Origin of the sequence: uncultured Dokdonia sp., from assembly GCF_947492815.1 — a bacterium.
Classification (GTDB): domain Bacteria; phylum Bacteroidota; class Bacteroidia; order Flavobacteriales; family Flavobacteriaceae; genus Dokdonia.
The window spans coordinates 1-19,614 of sequence record NZ_CANLOB010000046.1; the positions used below are offsets into that span (position 1 = coordinate 1).

A 19,614-nucleotide genomic window follows, 5' to 3' on the forward strand; every position below is an offset into this window, starting at 1 on the left:
CTCGGAAGATGTGATTCAACGAGAATATGTGGCTCCTACCAATGAGATTGAAGAGAACTTAGCTGCCTTGTGGCAAGAAGTACTAGGTGTAGAAAAGATTGGAATTACCGATAACTTTTTTGAATTAGGCGGTAATAGTTTAAAAGCTACCGTCTTAATCAACACGATAAACAAAGCGTATAATACACGTTTTTCAATACAAGACTTATATGAGACCCAGGAGATTGTAGGGGTTTCTAAAAAATTAGAATTTATTGTTTTTCAAAATCAATTAGAACAAGAAACTGCTGATAGTTTTGAAGAAATAACCATATAAAAGAGCTCTTTTTTTTCATAGAGATTAATTGTTTTTTGTAGCATGGCTATCTACACATATAGCCATGCTTTTCAACGCTATTTTAACGTATCACCATAACATTACTTATCATTTTTAATCGTAGTTAGTGGTGATGTCGTACTGATTTAAATTATTCCTGTATTTCAAATTAACTTGAAAAAACCATATTGTGATAGAACATTTAATACATACGTTACAATCATCGAAAATTGGACTTAAGGTCGTGAATGGAAGCCTTAAAATTAATGCTCCAAAAGGGACATTAACGCCAGAGATTATAGATGAAATTAAAACGCATAAGAATGGGTTAATTGCATTACTTTCTTCTTCAGAGTCTATTCCAAGAGTAGAAGAAAAAGCATGTTACAAACTTACATCTTCTCAGAAACGACTGTGGACGTTAAGTCAATTTGATGCAGGCAATACAGCTTACAATATCTTTAATGCTTTTGAATTTACAGGAGATGTTATTATAGATAACTTATCAATAGCTTTTCGTAAGCTTATAGAAAGACATGAAAGTTTACGCACTATCTTTAAAGAAGATACCAACGGAATACTATCTCAATACATTATTCCTATTGCTCAATGTACAGAAGAATTAAGATATGTAGATTTAAGTGATCAATCTGAAGCGTATATTCAGGATACATACATACATGCCTTTAAAGAGCATCGTTTTGATTTACAATGTGGCCCTTTATTTATAGGAGAAGTTATAAAAGTATCAGACAATACACACATCTTGATGTTTAATATGCATCATATTATTGGAGATGGATGGTCTATGGGAATATTAAATAAAGAGTTTATAACACTTTATAATGCATTAGCTTTAGATCAAGAGATTGTTCTTCCAGAGTTACCTATTCAATATAAAGAATATGCAGAGTGGCAAAATACTAAGAACAGACAAGAAGCATTAAAGACTTCTAAATCATTTTGGTTAGACACTTTCTCAGGAGATTTACCAATATTAGAAGTGCCATCTGAAAACCCAAGACCCAAAGTAAAAACATATAATGGATCGGGAGTCAATTATTCATTTTCTAAGGAATTTACTTCTTCACTAAATGAGTATGCGCAACAAAAGGGTATGACGCTATTTATGATTCTAATGGCGAGTGTAAATGGATTACTTTCCAGATATGCTAATACAAGAGATATCATATTAGGAACACCAATAGCGGGTAGACAACATAGTGATTTAGAAAATCAAGTAGGGTTGTATTTAAACACGTTAGCCATCAGAACAGCCTTTGAAAAAGAAACCACTTTCGAAGAGTTACTAGCTATTCAAAAAGAAACCTTATTAAATGCATATTCTCATCAAGAGTATCCTTTTGATAGTTTGGTTGAAGATTTAAAATTACAGAGAGATTTAAGTAGATCTGCATTATTTGATGTTTTGGTTGTATTCCAGAATCAAAGAGAATTATTAGTTTCAGATACTATAAAAGTTCATGGTGTAGAAGCAGTTCCTTATAAAAACTTAGAAAAATCATTTAGTAAGTTTGATATCAGTTTTGCCTTTTTAGAGTCAGAAAATCAATTGTTATTACATATAGAATTTAATACAGATATCTATACAGTAGCATTTATAGAGCGCTTGGGAGTGCATCTTGAGAACTTTTTAGCGAAAGCGATACAAGCACCCGCACAAAAAGTAGCAGATATTAATTTCTTAACAAAATCAGAAGAATCTCAGATATTACATGATTTCAATAATACAACAGCATCTTTACCAGAAACTACGGTTGTTGACTTATTTGTGGCACAGGCATTAAAAACACCTGATGCGACTGCAATTGTCTTTGGAGATAAGAACATATCGTATAAGGAATTAGATGCAACTTCTAATGAACTTGCTCATTATTTAATAGCTTCCTATGATTTAAACAAAGAAGATTTAGTAGGTGTGAAACTAGAACGTAGCGAGTGGTTATTAATTTCGCTATTAGCCATTTTAAAAACAGGAGCGGCATATGTTCCTATTGATCCTACATATCCTGATGAGCGTATTGCTTATATACAAGAAGATAGTAAGTGTAAAGTGACTATCTGTGAAGAACTAGTGACAGCATTTTTAGATACTGAATCTATTTCAAAAGAATTACCAAAAGCATCATATCAATCAGAAAGTCTTGCCTATGTGATTTATACTTCGGGATCTACAGGGAAACCAAAAGGAGTAATGATCGAACATAGAAGTTTAGTAAACTTATGTTTATGGCATGTGGATACCTTTGAAGTACAGCGAGAGAGTCGAGGAACATTATTTGCTGGGATAGGTTTTGATGCTTCTGTTTGGGAAATATATCCTTATCTAATCTCAGGAGCTTCCTTGTATCCTATTGCTAGTCAAAATATAAGAATGAATGTCTCTTTATTAAAAGCGTTTCTTGTTGAAAATGAAATAACTCATAGTTATTTGCCTACCAAGATTTGTCAGACTCTTGTACACGAAGATATTCAGTTAAAGGGTATGAAAATCCTTACTGGAGGAGAAGCACTTCAGTTACCTCAAAAAGAAATTGATTTAACGATTTATAATAATTACGGTCCTACAGAAAATACAGTAGTTACTACGTATCATATAGTAGAAAATAATCCCGCAACAGTCATCCCAATAGGGAAGCCTGTATATAATACCCAGGTCTATATTGTGTCTGATCGTATGTCACTCCAACCCGTAGGTGTTATTGGTGAGTTATGTATTTCGGGCGATGGATTATCACGAGGATATCTGAACCAACCTACATTAACAGCAGAGAAATTTGTTGTTAACCGCTTTCGCGAAAGCGGACTCCTATACAAAACCGGTGATTTATGTAAATGGTTGCCAGATGGGACGATTGAATTTGTGGGAAGGAAAGATGATCAAATTAAGATCAGAGGACATCGTATCGAATTAGGAGAAATTCAACAAGTAATACAATGTCAAGAGCATATAGAAGAAAATGTAGTGATTGTAGACACAAGTTCAGGAGAGCCTTCTATAGCATGTTATTACGTAAGTAATGAACCTATAAATACTTCAGATTTACGTATGGAATTGAGCAATCAATTGCCTAATTATATGCTACCTAGTTATTATATAGAAATAGCACATATTCCATTAACAGCTAATGGAAAACTAGATAAAAAATCATTGCCAGAAGTTAATGCATCCTATTTAGTAAAAACTAAATATGTCGCCCCAGAAAGTGCATTAGAAGAAGAATTGGTTACGCTATGGGAAGAGATTTTAGAAATGAAAAAAATAGGAGTTACCGATAACTTCTTTGAATTAGGCGGGCATAGTTTAAAAGCAACAAAACTGCTTTCTCTAATACATCAAAAATACAATGCTAAAATAGATGTAGAGAAGATATTTGCCAATCCTACGATTAAGTTTCTAGCCGTAGAAATTGAAAATTCAACATGGCTAAGAGGGCTGCAAACAACTTCTACAGTAAATAGATTGGTCATTTAAGAACAAAGGTATTACACATTAATCCCTGTTAAAACATCACATAATAATGGAAAATATTGCTTATTTAATTAAAGATTTAAGAGAGCGCGGTGTTGGTATAGCTTTATCTGGAGATGATCTAGAAATTTCACAATTGAAAGAAGAAATTACAGAAGACACTATAGCACTTATCAAAGAGAATAAAGCGAGACTCGTAGCGTATTTACGTTCTTTTTCTTTTGAAGATACGTATTCAGAAATACCTAATATTCCTACTTCTTTAAGCTATCCTATCTCTGACGCACAACGTAGATTATGGGTGTTAAGTCAGTTTGAAGAAGAGACGATTGCATATAATATGCCTATTAATATACCATTAGATGGTAGTTATGATATTGAAAAATTTAAAGAGGCTATTTATGCAACCATAGATCGTCATGAAATTCTAAGAACTGTATTTAAAGAAAATAATACTGGGGAAGTACACCAATATATTCTTACTCAAAAAGAATTAGATTTTAGTATAAACTATATAGATTATAGAGCTTCTGGAGAGAATGCTACACAATTAGTAAATGCATATATTAAAGAAGATATGTCTACTCCATTTGATCTTGAAAATGGACCATTAGTACGAGCATCTTTAGTTCATGTAGATAATGATCATTATGTGTTTTATTTTAATATGCATCATATTATTAGTGATGGGTGGTCAATGCAAGTACTTTCTAATGATGTGTTTGCGTATTATAATCATTTTGTAAATAATACGCCTCTAACAATAGCTGATTTAAGAATACAATATAAGGAGTATGCATCTTGGCAGTTGTCGCAAGTGAAAACGGCTGCATATGAAACACATAAAAACTATTGGAAAAATCTTCTTTCAGGAGATATTCCTACCATAAACCTTCCAAGTACTAAAAAAAGACCTCAATTTAAAACAAGTAATGGTCATAGTATGTGTACATACCTCACTAAAGAAACTACGGCAGCGCTTGTAGATTACTGTAATAAAAGAGGTGGTACTCCATTTATGGGGTTATTAGCAATATTGAAGGTATTACTATATAGATATACGCATACAGATGATATCATTATTGGAACCCCTATAGCTGGTAGAGAACATGCAGAGTTAAAAAACCAAATAGGATTTTATACAAATACACTAGCATTAAGAAATACATTGAATCCGCTAGATAGTTTTAATCAACTATTTGATACGGTAAAACAAAATACATTAGATGCATATACACATCAATCCTATCCATTTGATAGGTTGGTTGAAGACTTACAGATAAAAAGGGATACAAGTCGTAATGCTTTTTTTGACATCATGATGGTTTTTCAAAACTTTAGTGATCATAAAGAAGCATTCATTTTAGACGATCAGCAAGTTCAAGAGATCATAGATCTAGGTGATGCTACACCTAAATTTGATATAGATATTACTTTTGAAATTAAAGGTGCGTATTTAAAAATAGACTTAGAGTATAATACCGATGTTTATGAATATGATGTGATCAAAAATTTCATGCGTCATTACAAGCAGTTGGTTGCAAATGTATTATCAACTCCAGATACAGAAATTGCAAAAATTGAATTTCTAACAGAGAATGAAAAGAAGAAGCTATTGTATGGATCTAATGACACGACAGTAACATATCCCAAAGGAAAAGATATTGTTAGTTTGTTTGATGCTCAGGTAGCAAAAACACCTAATGATATTGCTGTTATTTATAAAGATAGTACACTTACGTATACAGCATTACAGGCAAAATCAGAAGCCTATGCTATATACTTAACGTCTATATTTAAGGTGGCTTATGGAGATAGAATTGTAGTTTCATTACCTCATAATGAGCATCTTTTAGCGGTATTATTGGCCGTTAAAAAAATAGGTGCCATTTACATTCCTGTTGATCCAGAAACACCTCAGGATAGAATTGATTTCTTAAAAGAAGACAGTGGGAGTGCGTTCATTATCAATGAAGATTTTATGATAGAAATGAATGCGTATGATGCTAAAGGTAAGAACTTTGTAAAGCCAGAGCCTACGTATACAAATGATATAGAATTTATTATTTATACCTCAGGTTCTACAGGTATTCCTAAAGGGATACTTATAAAAACCGATAGTGTAAGCAATCGATTACATTGGATGTGGAATAATTATCCATTTCAAAAAGGAGAGGTTTGCTGCGCAAAAACATCTATAAGTTTTGTAGATCATATTTGGGAAATTTATGGTCCTTTATTACAAGGAGTTCCTTTAGTGTTTTATAAAAAATCAGCACTTTTAAATATTCCTGGTTTTATAAATAGCTTACGCGAAAATAACATTAGTCGCATTGTACTAGTACCTTCATTATTACGAGCAATGTTAGCAGAACCAGCGCTTTGTAAAAAGAATTTACAACAACTAAATTTATGGATTAGTAGTGGCGCTTCATTAAAGAAAAGTGATGTAAAACATTTTTATGCAGTACAACAACGATCTGATGTAAGATTATTAAATATTTATGGATCTACCGAGGTAACTGCAGATGCTACATATTACGATACGTATGATGCATACAATGTGTATAAAGACTTTAAACTCTTTGAATATACCTCTGAAAATAAAGTAGATGATTTGATAACCAAACATCAAGTATCATCACAAATCATTACACAAAATTTTGATGAGTTACTACAACTTAAAGATTTTAAAAATGTAAGTCTTGATGCTCAATATGAGGCAGATGCGTATTTCAAGTTTATAGAAAATGAAGTGCTTCCTAATATTGTAAACGTAAGTACTCCAGCATATATAGGGCATATGACGAGTCCTATTCCAAATATTATTAGAGAGATGAATGCTCTCATAGTGGCTTTAAATCAAAATCAAGTAAAAATAGAAACGTCTATGGTTGCTACTTTGATTGAAAAACAAGTCATTGGAATTTTTCACAATTTGGTATATGCAAATGATCCAGCGTTTTATAATACCTATACGCAAAATGCAGATCAAGCTTTAGGAGTGATAACAAATGGAGGTACTATGTCTAATATCATGGCTCTTAGTTATTCCTTAAATAATTTGTTACAACCTAAAGAAGGATTTGGAGGCATTAAAAAAGAAGGTTTATTAAAAGCATTAAAAGCATATGATTATGATCGTGTCGTATTATTAGGTTCAGATTGGTGTCATTACTCTTTTGGAAAAACATTAAAACTATTAGGACTTGGTACAGATGCTTTTATATCGATAGACTTTGAAGGAAAAGATGATGAGCATATAACAACAGAATTAACACAATTAATTACAGATTTACGTAAAGAAAAAACACTTATTCTAGGTATTGTTGGGATTGCTGGAGCAACAGAATCTGGCCATATAGATCCATTAGAAGTTTTAGGGAAAATAGCAAACAAACATAGTATTCATTATCATGTAGATGCCGCTTTTGGTGGAAGTTTTTTAACTGATGATACCATACGATTAAAAATGCAAGGGATTGCGCAGGCAAATTCTGTTTCTATATGTGCGCATAAGCAATTATACATTCCCATAGGCTTAAGTGTGTGTGTATTTAAAGATCCAAACTTTGCAAATTCATCAGAAAATAACACTCATTATCAAGCGAGAAAAGGGAGTTATGATCTCGGGAAGTTTACAATTGAAGGGTCAAAGAATTTTATGAGTTTTGCATTACACGCCATCTTTAAAATCTTTGGTAAAGAAGGTTTTGCTCAAGTAGTTAGACATAATTATGAGACAGCACAGTTTTTTGCAGCTCAAATTGATAAACACCCAGAATTTGATCTTGTATTTCAACCAGACTTAAATATTGTCCTGTATAGATACTTACCTGTAAAATATAGAGGGGTAGAAATATTGAGTGATCAAGCTGTAGAAGAAATCAATGAAATCAATCTTAAAATTCAAAAAGAACAATTTAGACAAGGAAACTCTTTTGTATCCTACACACAGATTAAAAGAAAACAAAATGAGATAAGACATCTTCTGTTTCGTACGGTATTTATGAATCCATATACGACAAGAGAAGATTTAAACCTACTCTTGGAAGAGCAAGTTAAAATAGCAGCTTCTATAGAAAACAGACCTTATAAAGCAACAACGGTTATACAAAATGAAAATATTCTTATTGGAAAACCAATAGAAAATGTAAAAGTATATATCCTTGATGAGTTCTTAAATGTTTTACCTGTAGGGGTTGTTGGAGAGATATGTATCAGCGGTGATTGTGTCTCTGCAGGATACACAAATACTTCTGAAGAATTTGCAATGCGATTTATTGATAATCCATTTCTAGATGGAGAACGTATATTCAGAACAGGAGATTTAGGGAAAAAATGGGAAGATGGTAATATCGAGTTTGTAGGAAGAAAAGATCACCAAGTTAAGATTAGAGGAAATCGCGTGGAATTGGGTGAGATTGAAAATGTCTTACACAAGAAGGATGAGATCCATCAAGTTGCCGTTACTGTTATCGAAAGTGCAATATCTCAAGAGAATGAATTGGCTGCATACTTTGTGTCTAGTCAAAAAGAACAGGTAAAAGATCTTAAAGATCTTCTTAAGAAGAGTATTCCAGATTATATGATTCCATCATATTTCGTGCAGCTAGAAAAATTTCCAGTACATACGAATGGAAAAATTGATTATAAATCATTACCAGATCCATTGGTAGCAGGTATTTCTAGTAAAGTTGCCTATGTAGAACCACGTAACCCTATAGAGCAAAAAATAGTAGCTATTTGGGAAGAAGTATTAGAAAGAGAGAAAATAGGAATACACGATGACTTTTTTGAATTAGGAGGGCATAGTATTAAAGGAACGAAAGTCCTTTCAAAAGTAAATAAGGTATTTCAGGTAGAGATAAATATTAAAAATTTATTTATGTCTCCCACTATAGAGAATCTGGCTTCTCAGATACAATTTATAGAAAAACAAAAACAGATAAAGTCTGAAAGAGAATCACTTAAAGAGATAGAGTTATGATTGATTTATTACATAAAATAACGGAGGCTGGTATAGCTCTAGATGTGGTGGATGGTCAATTAAAGCTTTTCGCGAAAGCGGAAAAAATAGACCCACAATTACTATCAGAAATTAAGGAAAATAAAGAAAGCATCACTGCATATTTAATAGAGACAGGTACATCAAATACAGACACAGCTTCACAAAGTGAGATTCTACCTGTTGCTGAAGCAGAAAGCTATGCACTATCTCCTGGACAGCAAAGATTATGGACGCTAAGTCAGTTTGAAGCAGGAGCGAGTGTTTATAATATGCCTTATGATATCGTATTAGAAGGTGCGTATGATATTGTAAGTTTTAAGAAAGCGATACAAGCCGTTATAGAACGTCATGAGATATTACGTACTGTATTTAAAAATACAGAATCAGGAGAAGTACACCAGCATGTAATACCGAGTGAGGATGTTGTTTTTGAGGTAGCGTATATAGATTACAGAACAGATTCTAATAAAGAAGAAAAAGCAAAAGCCTATATCCGAGAAGATGCTTACAAAGCATTTGATTTAGAAAATGGGCCTTTGTTAAGAGCGAGCTTATTACAACTAGAAAATGATCGTTATATATTTTATTATAACCTTCATCATATTATTAGTGATGGGTGGTCTATGAATGTTTTAGCGCAAGATGTACTTGCTTATTATGAGGCTTTTGTAAGTAAAAAAGCTGTCTCACTTGACCCTTTGTCAATACAATATAAGGACTTTGCAAGTTGGCAACTCAATCAATTGGAGAGTGAGGCGAGTAATGCTTCTCAAGCATATTGGAAGAATGAATTATCTAATGAATTACCAATATTAGATTTACCTTCAGAGATTGTTCGTCCTTTAGAAAAAACATATAAAGGTCACGGATACAGAACATACTTTTCTAAGGAATTAACGACTAGAATCAATACATTTTCTAAAGAACATAAAGGGAGTTTGTTTATAGGATTACTAGCTGTTTGGAATGTATTATTTCACAAGTATACAGCAGCACAAGATATCATAATTGGAAGTCCTACAGCAGGTAGAGATAAAGACGATTTATTGCAGCAAATAGGATTTTATGTAAATACAATAGCACTTCGTAATACCGTACACCCTGATGATAGTTTTAGGAAATTATATAATCAGATAAAAGAAAATACATTAGCATCATATACACATCAAATGTATCCTTTTGATCGTGTTGTTGAAGACCTAAATATTGAAAGAAATATTGGTAGAAATCCAATTTTTGATGTTTTAGTAGCTGTGCAGAATGCAGGCGCTCAGTTTTCAGATGATGAATTAGTTGAGAGTGCTGTAGGAAATATAGAAGATATAGGAGTAAAGGCTTCTAAATTTGATGTAGAATTAAGTTTTGCTGAAATAGGTAATTATCTAGCATTAGATGTTACCTATAATACAGCTGTATATGATAGTGCTAGTATTAAAAGAATGATAGCGCATTACCAACAATTATGGAGTGTTTTATTAGAAAATATGGATACGCCAATTTCTGAGATTTCGTACCTCTCTAAAAAAGAAGAGGATCAATTACTTATAGACTTTAATAAAACAAAGGCATCATATCCTAATGCATTATCTATACCTGAAGTATTTCAGAAGCGAGTAGAAGAAACTCCTCAAGCGATTGCTGTTTCATACGAAGATGAAGATCTTACATATGAGGAATTAGATACGTTATCAAATAAGTTTGCTTTGTATTTGCGAGATACCTATAAGGTAAAAGCTAATGATACGATTGGTCTTCAATTGGACCGAAACCAGTGGTTTATAGTGACATTATTAGGGGTTCTAAAATTAGGAGCTGTTTATGTACCTATTGATCCAACATTTCCAAACGAAAAAATAAACTTTATCAAAGAAGATGCTGCTTGTTCCTGTTGTATTACTGAAAAAGAGTTGCAAAACTTTATTGAAAATCAAGAAAGAATACATAATGTAGCCATAACCTTAGATAAGGAAGTTCATTCATTAGCATACATTATGTATACTTCTGGATCTACAGGAACACCGAAAGGAGTTGTTATAAATCACAAATCTATTTTGAGGTTGGTCATGAATACAAATTATATAGATGTGACCTCCCAAGATACAATTCTAGGGCTTTCTAATTTTTCATTTGACGGTGCAACTTTTGATATTTTTATGCCATTATTAAATGGTGCTAGACTAGTGATTTCTGAAAGAAATATTTTTCTTGATCTTCAAAAATTTAATGAATTAATCACATTAAAAAATATTAGTTGCTTTTTTATTACAACAGCACTTTTTAACACAATTGTAGAAGCAGAATTACCTGCGTTAAAACAATTAAAATATATATTATTTGGCGGAGAACAAGTGTCCGTAAAGCATGTAAAGAGATTTAAAGATGTGTATCCTTTGGTGAACTTGCATCATGTATATGGACCGACAGAGAACACTACGTTCTCAACGTTTTATGAAATCGATACGATTAATGACAATCATAAAACAATACCTATTGGAGGTTCTATTACTAACAGTACAAGCTATATCATAGATGCTAAAAATAATCTGGTTCCGATTGGAGTTCCTGGAGAGATATGCCTAAGCGGTGAAGGTATCGCAGAAGGTTATCTCAATAGACCAGATTTAACAGCAGCTAAGTTTGTGCCGCATCCATTCATCGGGGGATCACTTCTTTATAAAACAGGCGATATTGGAAAATGGCTCTCTTCAGGAGCTATAGAATTTATTGGTCGTAAAGATGATCAAATAAAAATAAGAGGACATCGTATTGAATTAGGAGAAATAGAAAATGCGATATTAAAATTAAATTGTATTGAGGATGCTGTTATCATTGCAAAGAAAAATGATGTAGGAGAAAAAGAGATTGTAGCCTATGTGATTTCTAGTGAAGCGTTACAAGCATCTGATCTAAGATCAAAACTTAGAAAAAGTTTAGCATCTTATATGCTGCCTACCTATTTTGTTCAAATGGATGGATTTCCATTAAATAGTAATGGAAAAGTAAATAAAAAACAACTTCCAAATCCCAAAACGAATCACCTTCCTAATACTTCTGAGTATATAGCTCCAAGAAATGACGTAGAGGAAAAGGTAGTGCATATCTGGGAATCTATTTTGCAAAAAATGACTATAGGTATTACAGACGACTTTTTTGAATTAGGAGGGCATAGCCTTAAAGCAGCTCGTTTAATTGAAGCGTATCGTACTGTTTTTAATGTGAAATTAAGTTTAGAAGCAATTTTTTCAAATCCAATTCTAGAAGATCATGTATTGCTTATTAATTCAAGTGCAAAATCTGACTATACAAGTATACCAGCCTTAGAAGCATCAGAAAGTTATGTTTTATCTGCTGGGCAAAAAAGACTCTGGGCATTAAGTCAGTTAGAGGAAGGGACATCAGCGTATAATATGCCATTTCAAGTTACTTTAGATGGTGATTATGAGATAGCGCTTTTTAAGAAAGCTGTGCAGGCGACCATAGCGCGTCACGAAATTTTAAGGACTGTTTTTGAAGTAGATGAAGAAGGAGATCTTCGTCAATATATTATACCTAGTGACTCTTTTGATTTAGAGATTCCTTTCTACGATTTAAAAGAAGAGGTATATAAAGAAGAAAAGATAGCTTCACAAATTAAGAAAGACGCATATCTTTCATTTGATTTGGCTAACGGTCCATTAGTAAGAGTATGCTTATTTCAAATAGAAGCATCTAAGTATATATTCTATTACAATTTACATCATATTATAAGTGATGGTTGGTCTATGGAAGTATTGTCTAAAGACATACAAGCATTTTATGAAGCATTCAAAAATGAGGAGCCTGTAGCGTTATCTCCATTAAGAATTCAATATAAAGACTATGCTAGCTGGCAAGAACAACAGCTTTCAGAACCTTCAAGTATAGCAGATAAAACGTTTTGGGAACAACAATTGAGCGGAGAATTACCTGTGCTAGATTTACCATCTCAGAAATTGAGACCGTCAGTAGATTCATCACAAGGACATCGTTTTAGAACGTATTTTTCAGAAGAAGAAACAACGATGATGAAGGCATTCTATCAAGAATATGGAGGTAGTTTGTTTATGACATTACTTGCCGCTTGGAATGTACTTTTTTATAAATATACAGGAGCAAAAGATATTATTATAGGCACTGCAGTGGCAGGAAGAAATCATACAGATTTATTAGATCAAATAGGCTTTTATGTAAATACTGTAGCACTTCGAAATAAAGTTTCCCCAGAAAAAACGTTTAGTGCTTATTATGAAGAAATAAAAAAACAAACATTAAAAGTTTTTGATCATCAGGTATATCCTTTTGATCAATTAATAAATGATTTAGAGATTCAGCATCAGATAGGTAGAAATCCAATTTTTGATGTAATGCTCTCTTTACAGAATGTAGTTTCTAATGAGCTTGCAATTCAAATACCAGATACAGCCTTTAATACCATAGAAGATTGCGGGAAAGCTGCTTCTAAATTTGATTTAGAACTAAATTTTCAAGAAGTAGGAAGGTGCTTATTGTTTGATATCACGTACAATACAGCAGTGTATGACGAAGAAATGATACAAGGGTTAATGAAGCATTACAAACAATTATGGAACGCTCTTCTAGAGCAACCTGCTACATTGATTTCTGAGGTTAAGTACCTTTCTGACTTAGAAATAAACATGTTAACCCATCAATTTAATGATTATAAAATAGCATATTCAAGAGAGGCTACTATTGTAGATCTTTTTGAACAACAAGTAACACGCACTCCAGACGCACTTGCCATTGTATATAAAGAACAACACATTACCTATGCGCAATTGGATAAAATGTCAAGTAGCATGTCTCAATACCTTAGAGAACACTATGTGGCAAAACAAGGAGATTTTATATGTGTAAAATTAGAAAGAAGCGAATGGTATATAGTATCACTTCTAGCGATTCTTAAAACAGGAGCGACTTATGTACCTATTGATCCTAACTATCCAGAAGATCGTATTGCATACATCCAAAATGATAGTGGGAGTATTGTGACTATAGATGATGCGTTTATCCAAAATTATAAAAGTGATGAGGTGACAAGTACATTTGATAAAGTGTCTATAGCATCATCAGACCTAGCATATGTAATTTATACATCAGGATCTACAGGAAAGCCTAAAGGGGTCATGATTGAGCATAAAGCACTAAGTAATTTGTGTCACTGGCATAAAGATGCGTATGATGTAACTACAAATAGTAGATGTACATTATATGCTGGAGTAGGTTTTGATGCTTCTGCGTGGGAATTATTTCCGACCTTATTAAATGGAGGTTGTCTGTATCCTATTCCTGATGAATTACGATTAAAAACAAGTGACTTAGTTGCCTTTTTTAATAAGCATCAAATCACACAATCTTTTCTGCCTACAGTATTGTATAGAGATATGATACAAGAAAGTGTAGAATTAAAACATCCGCTTAAACTTTTAGTAGGAGGAGAAGCCTTAATTGTGACAGGAGTTCATGATCAACTTGAAATTTATAATAATTATGGGCCTACAGAAAATGCAGTAGTCAGTACATATTATAAAGTACAAGAAAAAGATGAAGGCTTAGTTCCTATTGGAAAACCCATAGGAAATGTTACTATTTATATTTTAGATGCTGACGGAAATATGGCGCCTCCAGGAGTGACAGGAGAACTTTGTTTGTCTGGAGCTAGTCTTGCAAGAGGCTATTTAAACAATCCTTCATTAACAGAAGAGAAGTTTATAACACATCCTTTAGTAAAAGAAGGCAAACTCTATAAAACAGGAGATGTGGCAAAATGGCTTCCCGATGGTACGATCCAATTTATGGGACGTAAAGATAATCAGATCAAGTTACGAGGCTATCGCATAGAACTTGGCGAAATAGAAGTCGCTTTACGAGACATCCCGCAATTAAAAGAGGCTGTTGTTACGATTAAAGAGATTCAAGAAGAAAAGTACATCACGGCCTATATCGTGTGTGATACACCTATAGATCGTAAACAACTCAAAGAGGAGCTTGGTAAGACACTAGCAGACTATATGGTACCTACCTATTTTATCTATTTAGATTCCATGCCAGTTACACCAAATGGGAAAGTAGCGATCAAAGCATTACCCGATGTAAACGATCCACAATTTGAAGAGACAGTTACATATGTTGCTCCTAGAAACGATCTAGAAAAACAGCTGGTGGCTATTTGGCAAGATGTATTACAAAGAGAAAAGATAGGCATAGAAAGTAGTTTCTTTTCGCTTGGCGGGCATAGTCTTAAAGCGGTTCAAGTAATTACTAGAATTCAAAAGGATTTCAATATTAAGATTGAGCTTAAAGAGCTCTATGAAGAACCTACTATCTCAAATTTAGCCAGCTATATTACATCCATTCAGATTTTAAATGATCAGCAAATGATTCCTTCTGGTAAAGGAGAAGAACTGGTCTTTTAATCCATCTATACATACAACGAAAATGTTATCAAAATTGGATACTTGTAATGCAGGTGTTCTTTTTTGAAAACTGTTTTTATACGCTTTCGCGAAAGCGTACCCAGCACGAATACCCTAGAAATTAGCATAGTATTTTATCCTTGATTTAAGAGGATATACAGTGCTTTTTTATAAAATGAATAACTAATTTTTTGATGAAATAATATAAAATTAAGATGAAAAATATTCAACATATTATTAAAACGTTATCCGATAAAGAAGTTCAAATTTTTATTGATGACTCAGAAGAAAATTTAAGAGTAGTGGGCAATACAGCCGCTCTTACGGAAGAAGATAAAAACAATATAGCTACGCATAAAGAAGCACTTCTTACCTTACTTAAGAAAAGTGAAAATAGTAAGCAAATTACTTTTGAAACTATTCCTTCTATTCCTACATCAGAAAGTTATGAAGTGTCTGCTGGGCAAAGAAGACTTTGGACATTAAGTCAGTTTGATGGAGGGTCTGTTGTCTATAATATGCCTATGCATACAAGATTAGAAGGAACTTATGATATTTCTTGTTTCCAACAAGCAATTAAAGCAACGATTGTACGTCATGAGATTTTACGTACCACCTTTAAAATGGATGAACAAGGAGACGTAAGACAATATGTGCAACCTGCAGATTCATTTGATTTTGAATGTACGTATGTTGATTTTAGAAATGACCCTGAAAAGGAAACGAGCGTAGCAACATATATTCAAGATGATTCGTTCCTTCCATTTGATTTAGCAACAGGACCGTTATTTCGCGTAAGCTTATTACAATTAGAAGAGAATACCTATGTATTCTATTATAATATGCACCATATCATTAGTGATGGATGGTCTATGAATGTGTTGTCAAAAGATGTATTTACGTTTTATGAGGCATTTGTAAGTGGTACAGAACCTACGTTAATGCCACTTGAAATACAATATAAGGAGTATGCTGCGTGGCAATTACAGCAATTAGAGACACCGCAGGCAAGTGATCATCAGACATATTGGTTAGATCAATTATCAGGAGAATTACCTGTGTTAGATCTTCCGTCAGAAAAAAGAAGACCGTCTGTTAAAACACATCAAGGGCGTACCTTACGTACATACATTTCTAAAGAAACAACGTCAAAACTTAAAGCGTTTACTGAAGCGCAACAGAGTAGTACGTTTATTAGCTTATTAGCTACGATAAACATTCTGTTTCATAAATATACTTCTGATACAGATATTATTATTGGAAGCCCAGTTGCAGGACGTGATCACGCAGATCTTGTAGATCAAATAGGGTTTTATATCAATACATTAGCCTTACGTAATACGATCAATACTACAGATAGTTTTACTGCTATATATGAAAAAATTAAAAATCAAACACTTCAGTCGTTTGAGCATCAAATGTATCCTTTTGATTGCTTAGTAGAGCAATTAGATATAAAAAGAGATGCAGGGAGAAGTATGGTATTTGATGCCCTATTAGTGCTTCAAAACGCTAATGAGTCAGCTGCAAAATTAAGTATATCGGCTTCAAGTGCTGAGAAGATCCAAGACTTAGGAGAAATGGTGTCCAAATGTGATATCGAACTTAATTTTCAAGAAGTAGATGGATGTTTAGTTTTTGATATTATCTATAATACAGAAGTCTATGAAAAGCATATGATTGAAGGTTTGATGAACCACTATAAGCAAATCCTAGAGAAGGTTTTAACATATTCAGAAACTCCAATCAGTCAATTAACATATATAAGTGAAGCAGAAGAACAAGAACTTTTATTTGATTTTAATGCAACACAAACTGAATATCCTACAGACGTTACATTAGTAGATTTAATAGAACAGCAAGTTGTAGAACGTCCAGATGCTACTGCTTTAGTATTTGAGGGAGAGCGTATGACATATGCTACGTTAAATAAAAAAGCGAATCAAGTAGCGCATTATTTAAGAAGTATAGGTGTGTCTAATGAGTCTTTAGTAGGACTTTGTATGGAACGTTCTTTTGAAATGGTTATTGGGATGTTAGGAATTATGAAATCTGGAGGTGCGTACGTACCTATAGATCCTCATTATCCTACTGAACGCATTGATTATATATTAGAAGATACAAAAGCTGCTGTCGTACTTACACATACAAATAGTATGAATTTGGTTACTTTTCCAAATTCAGTAAAGACATTAAATTTAGATGCAGATACAACAGGTATTGAAGATCAATCTGAAGAGAATCCTCAAACACGTATAGAAGGTTCAAATATCGCTTATGTGATTTATACGTCTGGTTCTACAGGAAATCCTAAGGGAGTAATGAATGAGCAGCAAGGTGTTGTAAATCGTTTATTATGGGCTAAAGAATATTATGAGCTTACAAATGAGGATGTATTGATCCAAAAAACGACATTTTGTTTTGATGTATCTGTATGGGAGTTCTTCCTTTCCTTATTATCAGGTTGTACACTAGTAATTCCGAAACCAGAAGGGCATAAGGATAGTGATTACCTACGAACATTGATTGCAGATTATGAGGTGACAATGATTCACTTTGTACCATCTATGTTGAGTACTTTTTTACTAGATATAGATCCAACGACGTGTAGTAGTTTAAAACATGTAGTGTGTAGTGGGGAAGCATTAAAAGTAAGTCAGGTAGAAGATTTTCAAAAAGTATTACCAGAAGTGATATTAAGTAATCTCTATGGACCTACAGAAGCAGCGATAGATGTCACAAGTTGGATAGCTCCTTTTAATGCAACTGATTTAAAAAGAGTACCTATTGGAGTACCTGTAGCTAACACTCAGATTTATATTCTTGATGAAGAGATGAATGTACAGCCAAAAGGAGTTTCTGGAGAATTATATATTGGAGGTGTTCAAGTAGCAAGAGGATATATTAATCGTCCAGAGCTTAATGCGTATCGTTTTGTGGCAAATCCTTTTGGAAAAGGAATGCTTTATAGAACGGGCGATAATGCAAAATGGCTTCAAGATGGTAACATAGAATATTTAGGAAGAGAAGATAGCCAGGTGAAGATAAGAGGCTATAGAATCGAATTAGGAGGTCTAGAAACTATTTTAAATAGTTGTCCTTTTATATATCAGGGTGTTGTTATAGCACGAGAAGACGCTTTTGGTGTAAGTGAGTTAATAGCGTATGCTGTTCTTAAAGAGCACCAAACAAAAGAAGATATTATTTCATATTTGAAAGAACAAGTGCCTGGATATATGATTCCGGGAATTATCATTCCATTAGATGAAATACCATTGACTTCTAACGGTAAAGTAAATAGAAAAGCATTACCAGATCCTATTTTTGTTAGAGAACATGTCTATGTTGCACCAAGCAATGCTATAGAAGAAGCCTTGGTTGCGATATGGCAAGATTTATTGAATCAAGAACAAATAGGAGTTACAGATAATTTCTTCGAACTAGGAGGGCATTCCTTACTGGCGGTACGTTTATTATCTGCAATTAAAAATACATTGGATATGTCTGTGACTGTTACCAATGTATTTAATAACCCAACTATTTCAGAATTAACTTCTTTTATAGAAGTTCAAGATACAAGTAGTCAGTTACCATTAGTTACCAAACAAGAATTGCCTTCAGATATTCCATTATCATACGCACAAGAACGATTATGGTTTATCGATAAGCTAAAAGGTAGTGAGCATTACCATATGCCGGTACTCTTAAAATTAGAAGGTACGCTTAATGTTGCTTATTTATCTAAAGCATTAAAGAGGATTGTAGATCGTCATGAGTCTTTACGTACCGTATATGTAGAGAAAGAAGGTGTAGCGTACCAACAGGTACAACCTTCAGAAAGATGGGAATTGAATATTATAGATACTGCCGAAGACTATGAGACTATTATTTCAGAGACTATTAGTACTCCTTTTGATTTGTCAAAGGATTATATGCTGAGAGCTAGTATTATCAAGGTATCAGCTACAGAACATATTTTAGTATTAGTTCGTCATCATATTGCTACCGATGGTTGGTCAGAATCACTCATTGTAAATGAATTTAAGGAGTTATATGCTTCTTATGAATCAGGTGTAGAAGCATCTTTACCAAGTCTTAGTTTTCAATATACGGATTATGCTGTTTGGCAACGTTCACAGGTCTCAGGTGATGTTTTATCAGAGAAGTTAGATTACTGGGAAGATAAATTATCAGGTGTTGCTCCCTCTGCATTACCTACAGATTATCCACGTCCACCTGTACAGAGTAGCGAAGGTGCATCTATCAATTTCAGGTTAGATGCAGCTCGTAGTGAGCAGTTACGTGTGTATGCTAAGGAAGAAGGGGTGACATTATTTATGTT

Annotated in this window: 5 protein-coding genes; all 5 read left to right on the top strand. The window is 33.2% G+C overall.

The genetic code is table 11. The features are described 5' to 3' along the window. Window positions 1-316: phosphopantetheine-binding protein (locus Q1A01_RS23075; protein ID WP_299685772.1), on the top strand; the 316-nt coding region annotated here is incomplete at its 5' end. Between the two features lie 190 nt (window positions 317-506). After that, on the top strand, window positions 507-3,812 hold the full coding sequence (locus tag Q1A01_RS23080) for an amino acid adenylation domain-containing protein (protein ID WP_299685775.1): 3,306 nt from the start codon (window positions 507-509) through the stop codon (window positions 3,810-3,812). Window positions 3,813-3,858: 46 nt separating this feature from the next. Next, entirely contained in the window at window positions 3,859-8,799 is a 4,941-nt protein-coding gene (locus Q1A01_RS23085) for a condensation domain-containing protein (RefSeq protein ID WP_299685778.1), read from the top strand. After that, complete coding sequence (locus Q1A01_RS23090; RefSeq protein WP_299685781.1) at window positions 8,796-15,272, top strand: non-ribosomal peptide synthetase; 6,477 nt, start codon at window positions 8,796-8,798, stop codon at window positions 15,270-15,272. Before Q1A01_RS23085 ends, Q1A01_RS23090 begins: the two co-directional genes overlap by 4 nt. 215 nt (window positions 15,273-15,487) lie before the next feature. After that, window positions 15,488-19,614: amino acid adenylation domain-containing protein (locus Q1A01_RS23095; protein WP_299685784.1), on the top strand; the 4,127-nt coding region annotated here is incomplete at its 3' end.